Source organism: Nocardia sp. NPDC049737 (assembly GCF_040674755.1).
GTDB lineage: Bacteria > Actinomycetota > Actinomycetes > Mycobacteriales > Mycobacteriaceae > Nocardia.
Genome location: NZ_JBFANH010000007.1, coordinates 157,365 through 177,130 on the forward strand (window position 1 = coordinate 157,365; position 19,766 = coordinate 177,130).

14 protein-coding genes are annotated in these 19,766 nt (G+C 65.1%); 8 read left to right on the forward strand and 6 right to left on the reverse strand.

All coding sequences use genetic code 11. From position 1 onward, the window contains the following. The first annotated feature begins 40 nt into the window (after positions 1 to 40). Entirely contained in the window at positions 41 to 3,814 is a 3,774-nt protein-coding gene (locus tag AB0J47_RS12335; RefSeq protein ID WP_364344249.1) for a multifunctional oxoglutarate decarboxylase/oxoglutarate dehydrogenase thiamine pyrophosphate-binding subunit/dihydrolipoyllysine-residue succinyltransferase subunit, read from the forward strand. A 105-nt stretch (positions 3,815 to 3,919) separates the two neighbouring features. Here the strand turns inward: AB0J47_RS12335 and AB0J47_RS12340 are convergent, their stop codons facing one another. Both AB0J47_RS12340 and AB0J47_RS12345 read right to left on the reverse strand, forming a co-directional pair. Then, on the reverse strand, positions 3,920 to 5,566 hold the full coding sequence (locus tag AB0J47_RS12340) for an alkaline phosphatase D family protein (RefSeq protein ID WP_364344252.1): 1,647 nt from the start codon (positions 5,564 to 5,566) through the stop codon (positions 3,920 to 3,922). A gap of 190 nt (positions 5,567 to 5,756) precedes the next feature. Continuing rightward, complete coding sequence (locus AB0J47_RS12345) at positions 5,757 to 6,383, reverse strand: TetR/AcrR family transcriptional regulator (protein WP_364344260.1); 627 nt, start codon at positions 6,381 to 6,383, stop codon at positions 5,757 to 5,759. A gap of 68 nt (positions 6,384 to 6,451) precedes the next feature. Here AB0J47_RS12345 and AB0J47_RS12350 point away from each other — a divergent pair, with 68 nt between their 5' ends. The 4 genes from AB0J47_RS12350 to AB0J47_RS12365 all read left to right on the forward strand — a co-directional run bounded on the left by AB0J47_RS12350 (position 6,452) and on the right by AB0J47_RS12365 (position 11,651). Further along, positions 6,452 to 7,984 (forward strand): NAD(P)/FAD-dependent oxidoreductase, encoded by a 1,533-nt coding sequence (locus AB0J47_RS12350; RefSeq protein WP_364344263.1) that lies wholly within the window; start codon positions 6,452 to 6,454, stop codon positions 7,982 to 7,984. Next, entirely contained in the window at positions 7,981 to 8,811 is an 831-nt protein-coding gene (locus AB0J47_RS12355) for an SDR family NAD(P)-dependent oxidoreductase (protein WP_364344266.1), read from the forward strand. Before AB0J47_RS12350 ends, AB0J47_RS12355 begins: the two co-directional genes overlap by 4 nt. Positions 8,812 to 8,838: 27 nt before the next feature. Continuing rightward, entirely contained in the window at positions 8,839 to 9,765 is a 927-nt protein-coding gene (locus AB0J47_RS12360; RefSeq protein ID WP_364344270.1) for an alpha/beta hydrolase, read from the forward strand. An 80-nt stretch (positions 9,766 to 9,845) separates the two neighbouring features. Continuing rightward, on the forward strand, positions 9,846 to 11,651 hold the full coding sequence (locus tag AB0J47_RS12365) for a long-chain fatty acid--CoA ligase (RefSeq protein WP_364344273.1): 1,806 nt from the start codon (positions 9,846 to 9,848) through the stop codon (positions 11,649 to 11,651). A gap of 56 nt (positions 11,652 to 11,707) precedes the next feature. Here AB0J47_RS12365 and AB0J47_RS12370 read toward each other — a convergent pair whose 3' ends face one another. Next, a complete protein-coding gene (locus AB0J47_RS12370; protein WP_364344276.1) occupies positions 11,708 to 12,577 on the reverse strand; it encodes an alpha/beta hydrolase in 870 nt (289 codons plus the stop codon). Between the two features lie 88 nt (positions 12,578 to 12,665). On the opposite strand from AB0J47_RS12370, the gene AB0J47_RS12375 reads away from it, so the two are divergent. After that, entirely contained in the window at positions 12,666 to 13,223 is a 558-nt protein-coding gene (locus tag AB0J47_RS12375) for a CGNR zinc finger domain-containing protein (protein ID WP_364344279.1), read from the forward strand. 57 nt (positions 13,224 to 13,280) lie between these two features. Beyond that, the gene (locus tag AB0J47_RS12380; protein WP_364344282.1) at positions 13,281 to 15,185 is read left to right on the forward strand and encodes a sulfite oxidase; all 1,905 of its coding nucleotides are present in this window, start codon (positions 13,281 to 13,283) and stop codon (positions 15,183 to 15,185) included. Positions 15,186 to 15,258: 73 nt separating this feature from the next. Here the strand turns inward: AB0J47_RS12380 and AB0J47_RS12385 are convergent, their stop codons facing one another. The 3 genes from AB0J47_RS12385 to AB0J47_RS12395 all read right to left on the reverse strand — a co-directional run bounded on the left by AB0J47_RS12385 (position 15,259) and on the right by AB0J47_RS12395 (position 18,666). After that, positions 15,259 to 16,740 carry a DHA2 family efflux MFS transporter permease subunit gene (locus AB0J47_RS12385; protein ID WP_364344285.1) on the reverse strand — a complete coding sequence of 494 codons (1,482 nt, stop codon included), beginning with the start codon at positions 16,738 to 16,740 and terminating at the stop codon, positions 15,259 to 15,261. 55 nt (positions 16,741 to 16,795) lie between these two features. Then, on the reverse strand, positions 16,796 to 17,488 hold the full coding sequence (locus AB0J47_RS12390; protein WP_364344288.1) for a helix-turn-helix transcriptional regulator: 693 nt from the start codon (positions 17,486 to 17,488) through the stop codon (positions 16,796 to 16,798). A 218-nt stretch (positions 17,489 to 17,706) separates the two neighbouring features. Continuing rightward, positions 17,707 to 18,666, reverse strand: a complete 960-nt coding sequence (locus tag AB0J47_RS12395; protein WP_364344291.1) for a glycine betaine ABC transporter substrate-binding protein — start codon at positions 18,664 to 18,666, stop codon at positions 17,707 to 17,709. A 195-nt stretch (positions 18,667 to 18,861) separates the two neighbouring features. Here AB0J47_RS12395 and AB0J47_RS12400 point away from each other — a divergent pair, with 195 nt between their 5' ends. Continuing rightward, positions 18,862 to 19,761: an ABC transporter substrate-binding protein gene (locus AB0J47_RS12400; RefSeq protein WP_364344607.1), complete on the forward strand. Its 900-nt coding sequence runs from the start codon at positions 18,862 to 18,864 to the stop codon at positions 19,759 to 19,761. Positions 19,762 to 19,766 lie beyond the last annotated feature (5 nt).

Below are 19,766 nucleotides of genomic sequence, written 5' to 3' on the forward strand. Positions count from 1 at the left end.
GTGCCGGGCACGTCACAAACGTCGCAGCGCGAAGAACGAAATGAGGCGAACACCTGCTGTGAGCAGCTCAACTTCCCAGTTCGGACAGAACCAGTGGCTAGTCGATGAGATGTATCAAAAATACAAACAGGATCCATCTTCCGTCGATGAGAGTTGGCACGAGTTCCTCGCCGATTACACGCCCGAAGTCCCGGGTGATTCTGGTAACAGCGCCGCGCCCGCGGCCGCACCCGCGCAGGCGGCCAACCCGGCACCGGCTCCCGCGCAGGTGAACGCGACCCCAGCAACAGTGGCCGCCGCCCCGGCAGCACCCGCGCCCGCCGCGCCCAAGCCTCCCGCCCCAGCGAAGCCCACCGCCCGCGCGCCGCAGACGACTCCCGCGCCGACCTCGAATGCCGCGCCCACCTCTGGCGCGCCGAAGCCCGCGGACACTGCGGCCGACGAGGCGAAGGTCCTGCGCGGGCCGGCCGCCGCGGTGGTCAAGAACATGTCCGCGTCGCTGGCGATCCCGACCGCGACCAGCGTGCGCGCCATTCCGGCGAAGCTGATGATCGATAACCGCCTGGTCATCAACAATCACCTGGCCCGTACCCGCGGCGGCAAGATCTCCTTCACCCATCTGCTCGGCTACGCGATCGTGCAGGCGGTCAAGTCGTTCCCGAATCTGAACCGGCACTTCGCCGAGATCGACGGCAAGCCCAACGCGATCACCCCCGCGCACACCAACCTCGGTCTCGCCATCGACCTGGCGGGCAAGGACGGCAACCGCTCGCTGGTCGTCGCGGCCATCAAGGGCTGCGAGGCGATGACCTTCGGGCAGTTCCACACCGCCTACGAGGACATCGTGCGCCGCGCCCGCGACGGCAAGCTCGGTATCGACGACTTCACCGGCGTCACCATCTCGCTCACCAACCCGGGCACCATCGGCACCGTGCACTCGGTGCCGCGGCTGATGCCGGGCCAGGGCGCGATCGTCGGCGCCGGCGCGATGGAGTACCCGGCCGAATTCCAGGGCATGAGCGACGAGCGCATCAACGAGCTCGGCGTCGGCAAGCTGATGACCTTGACCTCGACTTACGACCACCGCATCATCCAGGGCGCGGAATCCGGCGACTTCCTTCGGACCATCCACAACCTGCTGATCAGCGACGAGTTCTACGACGAGATCTTCCACGGCCTCGGCGTGCCGTATGAGCCGGTGCGCTGGCGCAAGGACGTCAAGGAACGCGGTGTCGACAAGAGCACCCGCGTGCTCGAGATGATCGCGGCCTACCGCAACCGCGGCCACCTGATGGCCGATACCGATCCGCTGCGGCTGGTCAAGGACAAGTTCCGCAGCCACCCGGACCTCGATGTCACCCAGCACGGCCTCACTCTCTGGGACCTGGACCGCACCTTCGATGTCGCGGGCTTCCACGGCCAGGAGCGGATGAAGCTGCGCGATGTGCTCTCGGTGCTGCGCGATGCCTACTGCCGCCACGTCGGTGTGGAGTACACCCACATCCTGGAAACCGAGCAGCTGCAGTGGATTCAGGAGCGGGTCGAGCAGAAGCACGTCAAGCCGACTGTCGCACAGCAGAAGTACATCCTGAACCGGTTGAACGCGGCGGAGGCCTTCGAAACCTTCCTGCAGACCAAATACGTCGGCCAGAAGCGCTTCTCGCTCGAGGGCGCCGAAACCGTCATCCCGATGATGGACGCCACCATCGACCAGTGCGCCGAGCATTCGCTCGACGAGGTCATCATCGGCATGCCGCACCGCGGTCGCCTCAATGTGCTCGCCAATATCGTCGGCAAGCCGTACTCGAAGATCTTCACCGAGTTCGAGGGCAACATGAACCCGGCCGCCACGCACGGCTCCGGCGACGTGAAGTACCACCTCGGCGCGCGCGGTACCTACCTGCAGATGTTCGGCGACAACGAGATCGAGGTCTCGCTGACCGCCAACCCGTCGCACCTCGAGGCGGTCGACCCGGTGCTCGAGGGTCTGGTACGCGCGAAGCAAGACCTTTTGGACAAAGGCGACGGGCCGGAGGGCTTCTCCGTCATGCCGCTGATGCTGCACGGTGACGCCGCGTTCGCGGGTCAGGGTGTGGTCGCGGAGACGCTGAACCTGTCGGGCCTGCGCGGTTACCGCGTCGGCGGCACCATCCACATCGTGGTGAACAACCAGATCGGCTTCACCACCGCACCGGAGAACAGCCGCTCCACCGAATACTCCACCGATATCGCGAAGTTCATCGGCGCACCGATCTTCCACGTGAACGGTGACGACCCGGAGGCCTGCGACTGGGTGGCGCGTCTCGCGGTGGACTTCCGCCAGAAGTTCCGCAAGGACGTCGTGATCGACATGATCTGCTACCGGCGCCGCGGCCACAATGAGGGCGACGACCCGTCGATGACCCAGCCGTACATGTACGACGTCATCGACACCAAGCGCTCGGTGCGCAAGGCCTACACCGAGAGCCTGATCGGCCGTGGCGACATCTCGCTGAAAGAGGCCGAGGACGCGCTGCGTGACTACCAGGGTCAGTTGGAGCGGGTCTTCAATGAGGTTCGCGAGCTGGAGAAGTACGTCCCGGAACCGAGCGAATCGGTCGAGGACGACCAGCAGGTGCCCACCACCATCGTGACGGCCGTGGACAAGACCGTGCTGCAGCGCATCGGCGACGCCTTCCTCGGCGTGCCGGACGGCTTCAATGTGCACCCGCGCGTCAAGCCGGTGCTGGAGAAGCGGCGCGAAATGGCCTACGAGGGCAAGGTCGACTGGGCCTTCGCCGAATTGCTCGCCTTCGGCACACTGATCGATGAGGGTCGCGCGGTGCGTCTGACCGGTCAGGATTCGCGTCGCGGCACCTTCACCCAGCGTCACTCGGTGATCATCGACCGCAAGACGGCCGAGGAATACACCCCGCTGCACAACATCGGCAGCTCCAACCCGGGTTGGTTCGCGGTGCACGACTCGGCGCTGAGCGAATACGCCGCCGTCGGCTTCGAATACGGCTACTCGCTGGGCAACCCGGATGCACTCGTGCTGTGGGAGGCGCAGTTCGGTGACTTCGTCAACGGCGCGCAGTCCATCATCGACGAGTTCATCTCCTCCGGTGAGGCCAAGTGGGGTCAGCTGTCGGAGGTCGTGCTGCTGCTGCCGCACGGTCACGAGGGGCAGGGCCCGGACCACACCTCCGGTCGCATCGAGCGCTTCCTGCAGCTGTGCGCCGAGGGTTCGATGACGGTCGCCGTGCCGTCCACCCCGGCGAACTACTTCCACCTGCTGCGCCGCCACGCACTCGACGGCATCCGCCGCCCGCTGATCGTCTTCACCCCGAAGTCGATGCTGCGCAATAAGGCCGTGGTCTCGGACCTGAAGGACTTCACCGAGTCGAAGTTCCGCTCGGTCTTCGATGAGCCCACCTACGAACAGGGCATCGGCGACCGCAGCAAGGTCAAGCGCGTACTGCTCACCAGCGGCAAGCTCTACTACGAGCTGGTCGCCGAAAAGGCCAAGCAGAAGCGCGAAGACGTCGCCATCGTCCGCATCGAGCAGCTCTACCCGCTGCCCAAGTTCCGCCTCAACGAGGCACTGGCTGGTTATCCGAATGCGACGGATATCGCCTGGGTCCAAGAGGAACCGGCCAACCAGGGCGCCTGGCCCTTCTTCGGCCTGAACCTCCCGGAACTCCTCCCGGAGCGCTTCACCAAACTCCGCCGCATCTCCCGCCGGGCCATGTCGGCACCCTCCTCGGGTTCGTCCAAGGTTCACGCCGTGGAGCAAGCCGAAATCGTCGCCGAGGCCTTCGAGCCCACCGCGTAGGTTTCCGCTGCCCCAACGCCGGACCGAATCCACTCTCCCCCAGAGTGATTCGGCCCGGCGTTGTCGTTTCCGACCGCTCGGGTCCGGCCGGATTCAGCACACGGCTCAGCGTGGTGCCGGACCTGCTGTACCAGGGTCAGCGGCCTGGTCGGTGTGGTCATCGGGGCGCCATGCCGCAACCACACCTGGTACTCGGTCTTGCACAACGAAACTCGCGCGGGTGTGGATGGGGGCGCCGGGGCGGCGGATATACGGGACGACGCGAAAATCGGTCCGCCACAAGGAATGGTCGAGATCGACGCGAACGTATCCGCGTTGGGAGTTGAAAAACTTCATGTCCGGGTTGGCGGTTAGGAGGTTGCGGCCGGTGGGGTTCATGTCGGTGCCGTCGCCTCCGGTGGTGATCGAGGTGCCGGTGAATTCGGCTGCTACGACCGGGGATTCGGGGGTGGTGGCGTTATCGGGGCGGAGGTCGGCGGCGTAGTTGTGGTGGCGGTCGCCGGTGATGACGACGAGGTTGTGGATGTCGCGGGCGGCGGCGGTGGCGAGGACGGTATTGCGGTCGGCTACGTAGGCGTCCCAGGCGTCGGTGCCGAAATTGGTGCCGGGGCCTGGGTCGTAGTCGGATTTGGCCATGGCCACCTGGTTGCCGAGGATCTGCCAGCGCGCAGTGGAGCCGGTTAGGCCGTCGAGCAGCCAATCTCGTTGTGGTGCACCCAGTATCGAACGGTCGGGTGAGAGTCGGCCGGGACAGTCGTCGCCGATATTGCCGTTGCCGCAGGCTCCGCCGGTGCGGTATTGGCGGGTGTCGAGCATGGTGATGTCGGCGAGGTCGCCGAAGGTGTAGCGGCGATGAATGCGCATGGTCGGGCCGGACGGCATAGCCGCGATGCGCAGTGGCTGATGTTCGTACATCGCCTGGAAGGCGGCGGCTTTGCGGCGGCGAAACAGGGCGGGGATGCGGTAGATATCGAGGCCGAGGCCAGGGTGGTCGGCGAACCAGTTGTTGTCGATCTCGTGGTCGTCCATGGTGACCAGCCACGGGAAGGCCGCATGCGCGGCGCGCAGCGGTTGTTCGGCCTTGGCCTGCGCGTAGCGCAGTCGGTAGCCGGGGAGATCGACCGCTTCTGCGGCGAGATAGGGCTCCACCGACATCCCCTCGCGACCACGGTTCCAGCCGCGTTCGTAGATGTAATCCCCGAGGTGCACAACGAGATCGAGGTCTTCGGCGCTCATATGCTCATAAGCGGTGTAGTAGCCGGAGGTCCACGATTGACATGACGCGAACGCGAATCGCATTCGCGCAGTGGGCTGTCCGCTCGGTGGAGCCGTTCGGGTGCGACCGACCGGCGAAATCGCCGAACCCGCGCGGAATCGATAGAAGTACCAGCGATCCGGCTCGAGTCCCCCGACCTCCGGATGCACCGTATGTGCGAGTTCGCGTGTTGCGATCGCACTCCCCCGCGCCACCACCTGCCGGAACTGCTCATCGTGCGCAACCTCGTAATCGACAGTCACCGGATGCTGCGCCATCCCCCCGAGCCCGTCCGGCGCCAACGGATCCGGCGCCAACCGCGTCCACAACACCACCCCATCCGGCAGCGGATCCCCTGAAGCCACCCCTAACGTGAACGGATCTCTCAACCACCGCGGCGCCCGAAACCGCCCACTGCTCGCCGCCGACGCCCCCACCAGCACCGCAACCGATCCAGCCGTACCCACCCTCAACAGCTGCCGACGAGACAGACCCATACGTCAGGATATCCGCCGCTCGATCTCTCCACAGATGTTCCGTCGTCCGTTTGCCGATGGCAGCGCCGAGAGCATCCAACTCGGCCAGGACATCGACTGCGGCCCAGCTGCGGTTGCGTTTGCTGGCGGAAAGGATATCGAGGCGCGCCTCGGTCAGGCGGCCAGCGGGCTGTAACGAATCGCCCGCAGATCACCCGCGTAGCGCGGCGGCCAGCGCGGGGTTCAGTGAAAGGGCCAGGGCGAGTAGGGATTCGACAAGAAGATCGACCAACTGTTCGCGGGTGATGGTTTCGTGGCGGAGCCAGGTGAGGGTGGTTTCCTCTACGAAGGCGATCCAGCCGCGCATGGCGAGGACGAGGCGGGGGCGGTCGGAGTCCGGGATATCGACGGGCACTTCGGTCAGGATGAGGTCGATGATGGCATTGCGGGTCTGGTCGACTAGGGGGAGCACCTCGGCGCTCACGCTGGCCGGGCCGCGCAGCAGCGATACATAGGAATTGCGGTTCTCGCCGACGTACTCGATGTAGCGCTCGATCGAATCGCGCAGCATCTCGAATACTCCGAGGGTGCGATCGGGCGCGACGCGCTCCATTAGCTCGGCATTGGCATGGCGGACTATCGCCAGTTGGAAGTCCTGTTTGGTTGGGAAGTAGTGAAAGAGCAGGCCGCGGGAGATCCCGGCTTCCCCTGCGATTTCGGTGATCGAGATGTCTTCGATGGCGCGGTCGCCGAGCATCTTCGCACCCAGGGTGATCAGTTGTAGACGGCGTTCGTCCGGGCTGAGCCGGGTGCGTTTGACGGTGCCTCGACTACTCACGGGGCCATCTTACTGAACGCCGGTCAATACTGTTGACTCATGCTCAATAGGATCGTAGTCTGGGTTATATGAGTCGCAAGGTTACAGACAAAGCTGTCGGCAGCCGCCATGTCAAGACCATCATCATCGGCAGCGGTTTCGCTGGTCTGGGCCTGGCAATCCGGTTGAGCAAGCAAGGCCGCAACGATTACCTCGTGTTGGAACGCGGAAGCGATGTCGGCGGCACCTGGCGCGACAACACCTACCCGGGCGCGGCCTGCGACGTGCCGTCGCACCTGTACTCGTACTCGTTCGCACCGAACCCGAACTGGTCGCGCTCGTTCTCCAAGCAGGGCGAGATCCAGCAGTACATCCAGGGCGTCGCGCGCGAATACAACGTGCTCGACAAACACCTGTTCAACTGCGACGTGACCGCGGCCCGCTGGAACAACGCCACCAACCTCTGGCATATCGAATCGACCCAGGGCAGGTTCACCGCCGACACCGTGGTGTCCGCGGTCGGCGCGCTGTGTGAGCCCGCACTCCCGGATATCAAGGGCATCAACGAATTCGAGGGCGAGATCTGCCACTCGGCCCGCTGGAACCACGACGCCGATCTGACCGGCAAGCGCGTCGCCATCATCGGCACCGGCGCCTCGGCCATCCAGATCGTGCCGTCCATCGCACCGCGGGTCGCGCACCTGGACGTCTACCAGCGCACCGCGCCCTGGCTGCTGCCCCGCATGGACCGCCCCTACACTCTGCCGGAGCGCCTTGCCTTCCGACACATCCCGGGCTTCCAGCGACTATCCCGCGCCGCCATCTACGCCACACGCGAAACCCAGGTCGTCGGCCTCGCTAAGGTTCCAGCACTTATGCGGGCCTTCGAACTGATCGCAAAAGCCAAGCTGCAGTTGGAGATTCGCGATCCGGAGCTGCGCAAGAAGGTCACCCCGAACTTCCGGATCGGCTGCAAGCGCATGCTGATCTCCAACGACTACTATCCGGCGCTGAGCCGCCCGAATGTGGACGTGGTCACCGACGGCATCGCCGAGATACGCGCCAACTCCATCGTCACCAAAGACGGCACCGAGCGCGAAATCGACGCACTCATCGTCGCGACCGGCTTCCACGTCACGGATTCGCCGACCTACAACGCCATCTCGGGCAAGAACGGTCGCACGCTGGCGGAGGTATTCGACGAGATCGGCCAGCAGGGCTACAAGGGTTCGGCCGTCGCCAACTTCCCCAATATGTTCTTCCTGCTCGGCCCGAATGTCGGCCTCGGCCACACCTCGATGGTGTACATGATCGAATCGCAGATCAACTACATCGCCGACGCCCTGGCCACCATCGACCGCCTCGGCCTGCGCACCGTCGAGGTGCAGCGCGCGGCGCAGGACGCCTACAACAAGGATCTGCAGGGCAAACTGGTGAAGAGCGTATGGAGTACCGGCGGCTGCGCCAGCTGGTACCTGGACAAGCACGGCAACAACACGACGCTCTGGCCGGACTTCACCTTCGAATTCCGCAGGATTACAAAGAATTTCGACGTCTCCGCCTATGAGACAACTAGCGTCGAAAGCTTCCGAAACGATCTGAAAGTGGTGGCAGCACAGTGAGCAATGACGCTTACTTCAAGGGCAAGGTCTGTGTGATCACCGGGGCAGGTTCCGGCATCGGCCGCGCCCTCGCCGAAAACCTCGCCAAGCGCGGCGCCAAGCTCGCGCTCTCCGATATCGACACCGACGGTTTGGCAGAGACCGTCCGCCGCTGCGAGGCGTACGGGGCCGAGATCAAATCCGACCGGCTGAACGTCACCGAGCGTGCAGCAGTACTGCTGTATGCCGACGCCGTGAAAGCGCACTTCGGCAAGGTGCACCAGATCTACAACAACGCAGGCATCGCCTACCACGGCGAGGTGATCCGCTCGGAGTTCAAGGACATCGAGCGCATCATGGACGTCGACTTCTGGGGCGTCGTCAATGGCACCAAGGCCTTCCTGCCGTTGCTGATCGAATCCGGCGACGGACACGTCGTCAATGTCTCCAGTCTGTTCGGTCTCATCGCGGTCCCGGGCCAGAGTGCTTATAACGCAGCCAAATTCGCGGTGCGCGGATTCACCGAATCGCTGCGCCAGGAGATGCTGGTAAGCAAGCATCCGGTCAAGGTGACCTGTGTGCATCCCGGCGGCATCAAGACCGCCGTGGCCCGCAACGCCACCTACGCCGAGGGCATCGACAGCCAGAGCGCCGCATCGCTTTTCGACAAGAAGCTGGCTATTCACACACCGGAAATGGCCGCGCAGACCATTACCGAGGGCGTCCGCAAGGGACACGGCCGCGTGCTGATCGGTTGGGAGGCCAAGGTGCTCGACCTGTTCGTCCGAGTCACCGCCTCCGGCTACCAGCGCATCGCCGCCGCGGTGAACCGCCCCTTCCTACCCTGAACCAGCGCGTGGAATCGAGGAAAACCCATGCGTGACATCAACCTTCCGCTACCCGTAGCGCGGGCGCTGCTGGGTCCGATCTTCCGGGTCTCGCTGAACGCGCGACTGCCCTGGCGGACGCAGCGGCTGCTGCTCGAAATCGGCTCGCGCGCACAGTTTCTGCCATCGAGCACGACCGTGCACCGACTCCGCCTCGGCGGTCGACCCGCAGAACGAATCACCGCGGGCTCGGCCAGGCCGAACCTGAACGCGGGCGCGGTGCTCTACCTGCACGGCGGCGGCTACGCGGTCGGATCACTGGCGACACATCGCTCGCTGGCCGCCCGGCTGGCGCACGAAACCGGTTGCGCCGTCTATGTTCTCGACTACCGACTGGCACCTGAGCACCCGTTCCCGGCCGGGCTCGAGGATGCCGAATCGGCCTTCCTGGAGCTGGTCGGCAATATCGGCTACCGGCCCGATCAGATCGCGCTGTCGGGCGATTCGGCAGGTGGCGGACTGTCGCTTGCCACCGCACAGCGGCTCATCGCCGAACACGGCTACACCCCCGCGGCGCTCGGTCTGATCGCGCCGTGGGTCGACCCGAATCAGGCCCCGGACAAGTTCCGGGATCTGGTGATCAACCGAGCTTGGTCGCGCGCGTGCGCCGCGGCCTATCTGGGCGATGGGGACGGCAAGGACACCGGCTACGCACCACTACATGGTGAACTGCGGGGTTTGCCGCCGACCTACGTGCAGGTCGATGTCAGCGAGTTGCTGCATCCGCAATGTGTCGAATTCGTGACGGCGTTGCGGGCGGCGGGCGTACATGCCAGCTTTACTGAGAGCAATGGGCTATGGCACGTCGCGCAGCTGCAGGCCGCGCTCGTGGGTCCCGCGGCCGCCGCACTGACCGAACTGGCGGATTTCCTGCGAGAAGCCGTCCAACCGGTCTCGATCCGCGACTTAGGATAGATCTGCGAGCAGGCCGAGCTGACGTCCCGGTCACAGGTGTCGTAGATTACTGGCGAGTAAACCCACGTGGAAGGGCACTGATGCGAGAGTTCGAAGTCCCGGCTTCCTACACCATCCCGGAAGACGCGAACAATTCCGATAACGTCTTCCGGCATGCCGAGCAGTCGCCCGGCGCGGTGCTGTTCAACGTCACCCAAGAGGGAGCGTCACAGGGTGGCGGCTTGCGGGAAGTCAAGGCCGCGGAATTCGCCAAAACGGTCACCGATGTGGCCAAGGGACTCATCGCCTCCGGTCTCGAGCTCGGCGACCGCGTCGCCATCATGGCCCCGACCCGCTACGAGTGGGTGGTGCTCGACTTCGCCATCTGGGCCGCCGGTGGTTGCACCGTCGCCATCTACGACAGCTCGGCCGCCGAACAGGCCAAGTGGATCCTGCAGGACTCCGCCACCAAGCTGCTGGTGGTCGACAGCGATAAGCACCGCAAGGTCATCGAGGAGATCGAGGCGGGCGCGCTGCCGGATCTGCGGGAGACCCTGCAGATCGACAAGGGTGCGGTCGACGAGCTGATCGCGCGTGGCGCCGACCTCGACGACGCGACTGTGCACGCGCGCCGCGCCGAGGTCAATGCCAAGTCCCCGGCCACCCTGATCTACACCTCGGGCACCACCGGCCGCCCCAAGGGCGTCATGCTCTCGCATTCGAATCTGTACGCGGAGTCGAAGTCCGACCGGATCGCGCTGAACAGGTACGTCGCCGAGGGCAAGAAGACGCTGATGTTCCTGCCGCTGGCGCACGTCTTCGCGCGTGCTGTCACGCTGGCGGCCTTCGACGCCAAGGTGATTGTCGCGTTCACCGCCGACTGGTCCACCTTGGTCGAACAGTTCGGCAGCTACCGCCCGCACTTCATCCTCGCGGTGCCGCGCGTGTTCGAGAAGGTGTTCAACAGCGCCAAGCAGAAGGCGCACGACGGCGGCAAGGGCAAGATCTTCGACGCGGCCGCCGAGACCGCCATCGCCTACAGTCAGGCCGTCGACAACGGTGGTCCCGGCCTGGTGCTCAAGCTCAAGCACACGGTTTTCGACAAGCTCGTCTACAGCAAGCTGCGGGTCGCGCTCGGCGGTCAGTGTGAGGCGGCGGTCTCCGGCGGCGGACCGCTCGGTGCGCGCCTCGGCCACTTCTTCCGCGGCGTCGGCGTCACCATCTACGAGGGTTACGGCCTCACCGAGACCACTGCGGCGGTCACTGTGAACACTCCTGGCAATATTCGCGTCGGCACCGTCGGCAAGCCGATCGAGGGCCATGCGGTCAAGATCGCCGAAGACGGCGAACTGCTGCTGCGCGGATCGGTTGTCTTCAACGGTTACTGGGGCAATGCCGACGCCACCGAGGACGCGTTCACCGACGGCTGGTTCAAGACCGGTGACCTGGGCGCCATCGATGGCGACGGGTACGTCACCATTACCGGCCGCAAGAAAGAAATCATCGTCACCGCGGGCGGTAAGAACGTCTCCCCCGGTCTGATGGAGGATTCGCTGCGCGCCCACCCGCTGATCAGCCAGGTCATGGTGGTCGGCGACGGACAGCCCTTCGTCGGCGCGCTGATCACTCTCGATCCGGAGGCACTGCCGGGCTGGAAGGAACGCAACAATCTGCCCGTCGAGACCCCGATCGAGCAGGTGATCGAGAATCCGGCGCTGGTCGCGGAGGTCAATGCGGCGGTCGCGGAGACCAATAAGAAGGTCTCGCATGCCGAGGCGATCAAGAAGATCCGCATCCTGCCCGTCGACTGGACCCAGGAGACCGGTGAGCTGACGCCGAAGATGTCGCTGAAGCGGGCCGTTGTGATGAAGCAGTACGCGTCCGAGGTGGAGAAGATCTACAGCTGACGCTGGGTTTGCAAAGGCGCCGTCCGCGAATTGCGGACGGCGCCTTCGCTTTTGGTTCAGTTGGGGAGGCGGTCCAGGAAGTCGGCGATGAGCGGCGCGATCTCGGTCAGATGTGTCTCCAGGGCGAAGTGGCCGGTATCGAAGACGTGCAGCTCGGCATCGGGGAGGTCGGCGAGGTAGGCGTGCGCGCCGGGCTCCGGGAAGAAGGGGTCGTTCGAGCCCCAGACAATGAGGGTGGGCGGGGTGTACTTGCGCAGCCACAGCTGCCATTCGGGGTAGGCGGCGACATTCGACTTGTAGTCGAAAGCGAGGGCTACCTGGGCCTCCTTGCGGCCGGGTAGGTCGAGGAAATACTGATCGAGGATCCACGATTCGGGGCTGAGCACGGTCGGGTCGGGGACGCCGTGTTCGTACTGACCGCGGGTGCCTTCCAGCGTGAGCAGGCCGCGAATCGTGTCTTCCGCTCCTTCGTCCTCGGGACGCAGTGCGGTGAAGTCGCGAGCGAGATCCGATAGTCCGGTCTCGTAGGCATTGCCATTCTGAACGATGAGTCCGCTGACCCGTTCGGGGTGGCGCAGCGCGATGCGGAAGCCGACCGGAGCGCCGAAATCGAAGACGTACATGGCGAACTCGCGCAGTTCGAGCTGCTCGACGAAACCCTCGACCACATCGGCCAGTCGGTCGAAGGAGTAGTCGAAATCGGCTGGTGCGGTGGTGTTTCCGAAGCCCGGGTAGTCCGGGGCGATCAACCGGTACCGCGCGCCCAGCACATCGAACAGCCTACGGAACTGGTGCGAGGCCGACGGAAAACCGTGCAGCAGCAGTAGCACCGGCGCATCCGCACGGGCCGGGACCGATTCACGGTAGTGGACCTCGACACCGTCGACATCGATGTGGCGGTGCTGGATTGCTGGCAGCTCGATCATGACTTCACATGCTTTCTTCCCGTGATGTTGCATTAGTTCTATCGTATCGAGTTCTAATGTGTCAATTGCTCGACGTACCATTAGTTCCATGAGTGAAGCTCTGCTGATCGGCGAGCCGCTGGCACTGGACCTGGTCAATACCCGGCCGACCGGTGTCGATCTGCTAGCGACCCCGGATGACCTCGCGAATTGGCTTGCGCTGCAGGCCGAACGATTTCCGGAGCTGGCGGTTGCGCATCCCACTTCCGCCGACCTCGCTGCCGTTCATGCGGCGCGCGACCACATCAGCGCCGTCCTCGACGCACTGCTCCACGATCGCCACCCGCCCGTCGATGCATTGCGCGGACTCAATGCCACACAGTCCGCCGCACCCGCGATCCGACAGCTGGAGTGGGACGGCGATGCGGTGATCGCGACCATGCGCCGCAATGGCACGACGGCCGAGAAGCTGGCCGCAGTGGTAGCCGAAGCCGCCGCTGACCTGCTCGCCGATCCGTCGATCGGCAAGCTGAAGCGCTGCGAGGCCGACGACTGCGTTCTGCTGTTCCTGCCCGCCCACCCGCGCCGTCGCTGGTGCTCGGCCGAACGCTGCGGCAACCGGGTCCGCGTCGCCCGCTACTACCAGCGGCACAAGTCCGCGGACTGACGTGCACGTCACCGAATGGTCATACTCCCCGACCGCACCCGGCAGTAGGCTCGGACCATGGCTGAACTGCGCTTTCGGGTGGCGGCGGGCATTGTCGCCGCCGGTTTGGCGCTCGGCGTGGCCGAGCTCGTGGCCGCCTTCATCGGCCCCGACAGCGCACCCCCGAACGCTCTCGGCTCGACCGTCATCGACCACACCCCGGACGGCCTGCGCGAATGGGTCATCCAAACCTTCGGCACCAATGACAAGACCCTCTTGTTCGTCTGTATGGCACTGGTGGCCGTACTGGTCGCCGGATTCATCGGAGTCATCGAACGAACAGACCACCCTCGCGGATCCTGGCTTCTGACCGCCCTCGGATTGCTCACCGCGGCCATTGCCTTCGGCCGCGCCGGATTGTCCGCTGCCTGGCCCACCGTAATCGGCATTGCCGCAGGCATTTACGCTCTGCGCGCCCTGACGGCCCGCATCGACGACGCGGCGGCCGCCGCGCAAACGCCCCTGCCAGTGGGCACCGCACCCGAAGCCGCCCCCGGCGAAGACCAATCGGTCGGGCCGCAGGCTCGGGCCGAGTCCGCAACACCGAAAACCACGGCCATCCGAGCCGACTCGTCCAGCACCGACACCTCGGCCGCGCGCAGCAGGACCGACGAGGTGGCCGAGCAAGTTGGGGAGAGCCCGGCAGCGTCGTCATCGGCGGCACCGGAACCGACTGCCGACCACCGAGACTCGACCGACCAGGGCACGGTGGAGATCCCTGAGGCCAGTTCGGTCCCTGCGGAAGAACTAGCGTCGAGCAGCAGTGCGAAGGCGGCCGCGTCGGAGTTGCCGGCGGCCCGTTCGACTGCCGCAGCGCAGAAGAAGGAACCTACGGCTTCGACGGCAGAGCCGGTTGCGCGGCGGCGACAGGTGCTGCGGGGCATTGCGATTACGGGTGGACTGGCGCTGCTCAGCGGGGTGGGTGGGCGACTGATCGGGGCGCAGCGGCGGGATGTTTCCGGGGAGCGGGCGGCGATTCAGCTGCCGGAACCGAGCGGACCGACCGTTTCGCTCGCACCCGATGCGGATTTGAAATTGCCGGGGCTGACCCCATATCTGACGTCCAATAGCGACTTCTATCGGATCGACACCGCGTTGATCCTGCCGCAGGTCTCCGTTGACGATTGGTCCTTGCGGATCCACGGGATGGTCGATCACGAAATCCAGCTCAGCTGGGATGATCTCGCCAAGCGCACACCGGTCGAGCAACTGGTGACACTGGCCTGTGTATCGAATCCGGTCGGCGGCGATCTGATCGGCAATGCCCGCTGGCGCGGCTACCGCCTGGACGAACTACTCGCCGAAGCCGGACCGCATCCGGACGCCGATATGGTCCTGTCGCACAGCATCGACGGTTTCACCGCGGGCAGCCCGCTGGCCGTGCTCACCGACGGCCGCGATGCGCTGCTCGCCGTCGGCATGAATGGCGAGCCGCTCCCGGTCGCACACGGCTATCCGGCCCGCCTGGTCGTCCCCGGCCTCTACGGATACGTCTCCGCCACCAAATGGGTGACCGAACTCGAGATCACCCGCTTCGACCGCGCCACCGCCTACTGGACCCGCCGCGGTTGGTCCGCCTACGGTCCGATCAAAACTGGCACCCGCATCGACACCCCGCGCTCCCGCGCCAAACTGCAACCGGGTAGCACCGCCATCGCAGGCGTCGCCTGGGCCCAACATCGCGGCATTCGCGCCGTCGAAGTCCAAATCGATAACGGCCCATGGCAACCCGCCCGCTTGTCCACCGAACAATCCATCGACACCTGGCGCCAGTGGGTCTACGACTGGAACGCCACCCCAGGCCCGCACACCATCCGTGCCCGCGCCACCGACGGCACCGGCGAAACTCAAACCGAAGCCCGCGCCCCGGTAGTCCCCGACGGCGCCACCGGCTACCCCTCCACCACAGTCACCGTCGGCTGAGCCGAATTCGCCGACGAGATAAGCGCATTGCGCCCCGCGGGCCGATCGGCCCGCGGGGCGCAATACCGACGACTCAGACGCCGACGGTGTCGACCTTGGCCAGATCGGTCTTCGGACCGGTTGCGGCGGATTGGCCGTGGCGGATGAACAGGGCCGAGGCGATTACGCCGACCACCAGGATGCCCGCGGGGAGCAGGATGGCTTGGCTGAGGGCAGTGCTGAAGGCGTCCTTGACGAATTCGGGGATGGGGCCTTGGCCCGCACCGCCTTCGGAGATCTTGCCGCCGCCGAGGCCATGTGCGCTCATGCGGGCCGAGACCAAGGCGCTGATCGCGGCGCTACCGAGTACCGAACCCACCTGGCGGGTGGTGTTGTAGACACCCGCGCCCGCGCCGGCCTGCTGGATCGGCAGGTTGTGCGTGGCGGTGGAAGCCAGTGGCGCCCAGATGCAGGCGTTGGCGATACCGGCCAGCGCGGCCGAAAGCAGGAACCACACCAGCGAGGAATGCGGCGTCATCGCGGCAGCGAACCAGAAGATCGAGGCCGAGAATCCGATGAATCCGAGCGTCGGCACGATGCGCGGATGCAACTTGTCGGAGAACTTGCCGATGATCGGTGCGAAGATACCGGTGACGATCGCCATCGGCGCGAAGACCAGGGCGGACTTGGTCGGTGACATCTCCCGCACCGCCTGCAGGTAGAAGTACCCCGGCACCATCATCGAGGTGACCGCGGCCCCCATGGTCGCGATGGCCACATTCGACAGCGCGAAGTTGCGATCACGGAACAGCCCCAACGGCAGCAGCGGCTCACCGGCATTGCGCGACTGATTCACCAGGAATACCGCGAGCACAACCACACCCGCGCCGATCATCAGCCAGATGCGCAGCGACCAGTCGTAGGTATTGCCCTCCTGGATACCGAAGACCAGCAGGAACAGACCGATTCCGCTGAGCACCACACCCGGAATGTCGAACTTGTGCTCATTCGTCGGCAGCGCCGGAACCAACCAGACCGCGAGCGCGAAGGCGCCGACGCCGACCGGAACATTGACGATGAAGATCCACTCCCAGCCGAGCCCGTCGACCAGCACACCGCCGAGGATCGGGCCGACCAGTGTGGCAAGACCGGCGACACCGCCCCACAGACCCATGGCCGCACCGCGCTTATCCGGCGGGAAGGTCCTGGTGATCACCGCCATGGTCTGCGGCGTCATCAGCGCGGCGCCGAGACCCTGTACGGCACGCGCGGCGATCAGCATGGTGATCGATCCGGACAGACCGCACCACAGCGAGGCGGCGGTGAATACGGCCAGACCGACCAGGTACAGGTTCTTGGGCCCGTAGCGATCACCGAGCCGACCAGTGACCAGCAGCGGCACCGCATAGGTCAGCAGGTAGGCGCTGGTCACCCAGATGACCTGGGAAATATCGGCCTGCAGATCCAGCATGATCGCCGGATTGGCGACCGCGACGATCGTCATATCCAGCAGGATCATGAAGAAGCCGACGACCAGCGCGAATAGCGCTAGCCACGGATTGCGTTGAGTGGTCATGGATTTGGTTCCTATCTCGGATGTCTGTACCGGCGGCGGTGCACATCGGTACTCATCAGGGCGGTGACGCGCTGGTTTCGTTCCAGCGGCGCGGCACCGGGGGTGGTTCGGAACGGTCCTGGTCGGACCAGGGGTGCTGGTGTTCGGTTATGCGGACGCCGGTGGCCGGGTCGAATTCGTCCCATTCCATCTCGCCGCTGTCGAGTTCGGTGATGAGGTTTTGAACCCACGCGATTTCGGCCGCGACGGTGGCATGTATATACGGGAGCACGATCCAGTAGCGACGCGGCACGGCGTGCACACCCGCCCACTGGCTCATCATCTCGACATCGGCGAGGTCCTGCGCCAACCGCTCGACCCGCTCCCGCAATAGCGCGAGCACTTCCGGTGCGGGCAGGTTGTGCGCCTCCGCGAGCGCGACCGGGAAAACCGGGTATTCCCGTCCGGGATTGCGCAGGATCTCGGCGATGCGGGAACGCAATGCCGCCCGGCCGCTTTCGGTGATCCGGTAGGTGGTGCGCTCCGGCCGATTCCCGTCCCGGTCGACCCCTTCGGCCTGCACCATTCCTTGGTCGGCCAACCGCGTCACCGTGTGATAGAGCGAACCCGGCCGCACCTTGACCAGGATGTCCTCCCGACGGGCGATCAGCAGTTGATACGCCTCGTAGGGATGCATGGGCCGCTCGTCGAGCAGCGCGAGCACGGCGATCGCCAATGGCGTCACCGACGGGCGCGCATGCTCCCCCATTTTCGGTCACCTCCTGCACAACACTCGCGGATGCGAGATCGAATCCTCGGAGCACGATAGCCATGGCCACCGACATACTCCACATCAAATACTCCACGTGGAATATACGGCGAGGAACAGTCCGGCCACAAGCCCGCGACATCGAGCGGAATTGTGATCGGCGACATAGCAAACGACCCGGGCGCAAACCGCCCGGGCCGTCGTGACCAGGAGATTCTCTACAGGGCGTGGTTGTCCAACCAGGTGCGTGCCACCTCTGCGGTAGCGGCACCTTCGCGGACCTTGCCGATCATCTGCGCCAACTCATCGGTGGTGAGCTCACCCGAGACGTAGTTCAGCTTCTTGATTTGCCGATCGTCGAGCAGACCTTTGCGGTACACCGCGAGCACATTCTCGGCCCGCACCGCGTAGTCGTTATCGGCGAGGACGGTCAGCCCATCGGTCGCACCGGGAACCAGCGCGGGCGGCCCGGTCAGGATTCCGGCCTGGATTTCACCGTCCAGCAATGCCTTTCGCAGCGCCGTCGCATCGGGATAAGGCCTGGTAGCGGCGAAGTCACAACCGAAAATCCGCACGGGCGCCGTTTGCGGCACACCGGGCACCGGTGCCACCCCGGCCTGGATTTCGCCACACCGGGGTGCGAGCGCGCCGAGCGACCGCACGTCCTTGCCCGCAGCTTCGGTCAATAGCACCCGAGCCCGCATATCGGTGCCATCGGCCGGATCGGAGACCGCGAGCCCCTCCGGCAGCGACCGGTTCAACTCCTCAGTCACCGACAGTCGAACCGATGCGGACTTGTCCGCGACATCGGTCGTCACCTCGGGCTTGCGCGCCTGCGCATCGGCATTCAGAAAGGTGAGAAATTCGCCGCTCTGGTCGCCGACCACCGTCACCGTGCCCGCGTCCAATGCGGCCAGATAGTCCGCCCGACCACCGAGATCGGCGGTGACCGAGGTGCGCGCACCGGCCCGCGCCAACGCGCCCGCATAAATTTGCGCAAGCAGATTCGATTCCATCGAATCGCCCGCGCCGACCGCTATCGTCGGGCCCGGATCGTCGCTTCCACAGGAAACAACCAGGCCGAGGGCCGTGACGACCACGACCCGTGCCAGCATCCGCCTCGACGCGGCCAACCCCATCCGGCGACACCAACCTTCGGTAGTGAACAGGAACTGCATGCAGCGGGCAATATGAACAACCAGAATGTACCGGGTGGCCGTGCGTGCACGGCTTCTCGCACTGCTCGTCATGCCGGAAGGACTCCAGTGAAAACCACGATCAACCCCGGTGCCGCGCGGCACGGGAGGTTCGCGCTGCGGCTGACGCTGCGTGCCGTCCGCATTCTCGTCGCCGCCGCGGCACTGGCCGCCGCCATGATCCTGGCCGCCTGCGGTAACTCCGATCCGCTTGCGGCCAAGGGCAATTGCGAGGGTGACGGGCTGACCGTCGGCTCGGCGAACTTCCCGGAATCGGAGACGGTCGCGAATATCTACGCGGAAGTGTTGCGCGTCAACGGATTCAATGTCGACACCAAACTCAATATCGGTAGTCGCGAGGCCTATATCCCGGCATTGCGCCAGTGCGCGATCTCGGTGATCCCCGAGTACAACGGCAACTTGCTGCAGTACCTGGACAAGAACGCCACCGCGACCAGTTCCAGTGATATCGACGCCGCCCTCACGAAAGCACTGGGTTCCACGGGTTCGGGCTCCGATCTCGCCGTCGGCACTCCGGCTCCGGGCCAGGATTCGGACGCCGTCGTGGTCACCAAGGCCACCGCCGAACGCTGGAATCTGCACAGCATCGCCGATCTGGCGGCACATTCGGCCGAGGTGAAGTTCGGTGCGCCCGCCGAATTCCAGGAGCGCGCAGGCGGCCTACCCGGTCTCAAGAAGAACTACAACTTGGATATCGCCGCCAACAATTTCGTGCCGATCGCCGACGGCGGCGGGCCCGCGACGGTGCGCGCGCTCGTCGAGGGCACGGTAACCGCGGCCAATATCTTCACCACCTCTCCCGCGATCGCACAGAACAATCTGGTGGTGCTGGAGGATCCGAAGCACAACTTCCCCGCCCAGAATGTGGTGCCGCTGTTCAATTCCGCCAAGAAGACCGATAAAGCACTCGCCGCGCTCAACGCTGTCTCCGCGAAACTCACTACCGACGAGCTGCTGAAGCTCAACGAGGCGGTCTCCGGTAGCAGTAAGACCGAGCCCAAGGCCGCAGCACAGCAGTGGGTCACCGCCCAGGGGCTGAACAAGCCCACCGGGTAGGAGCC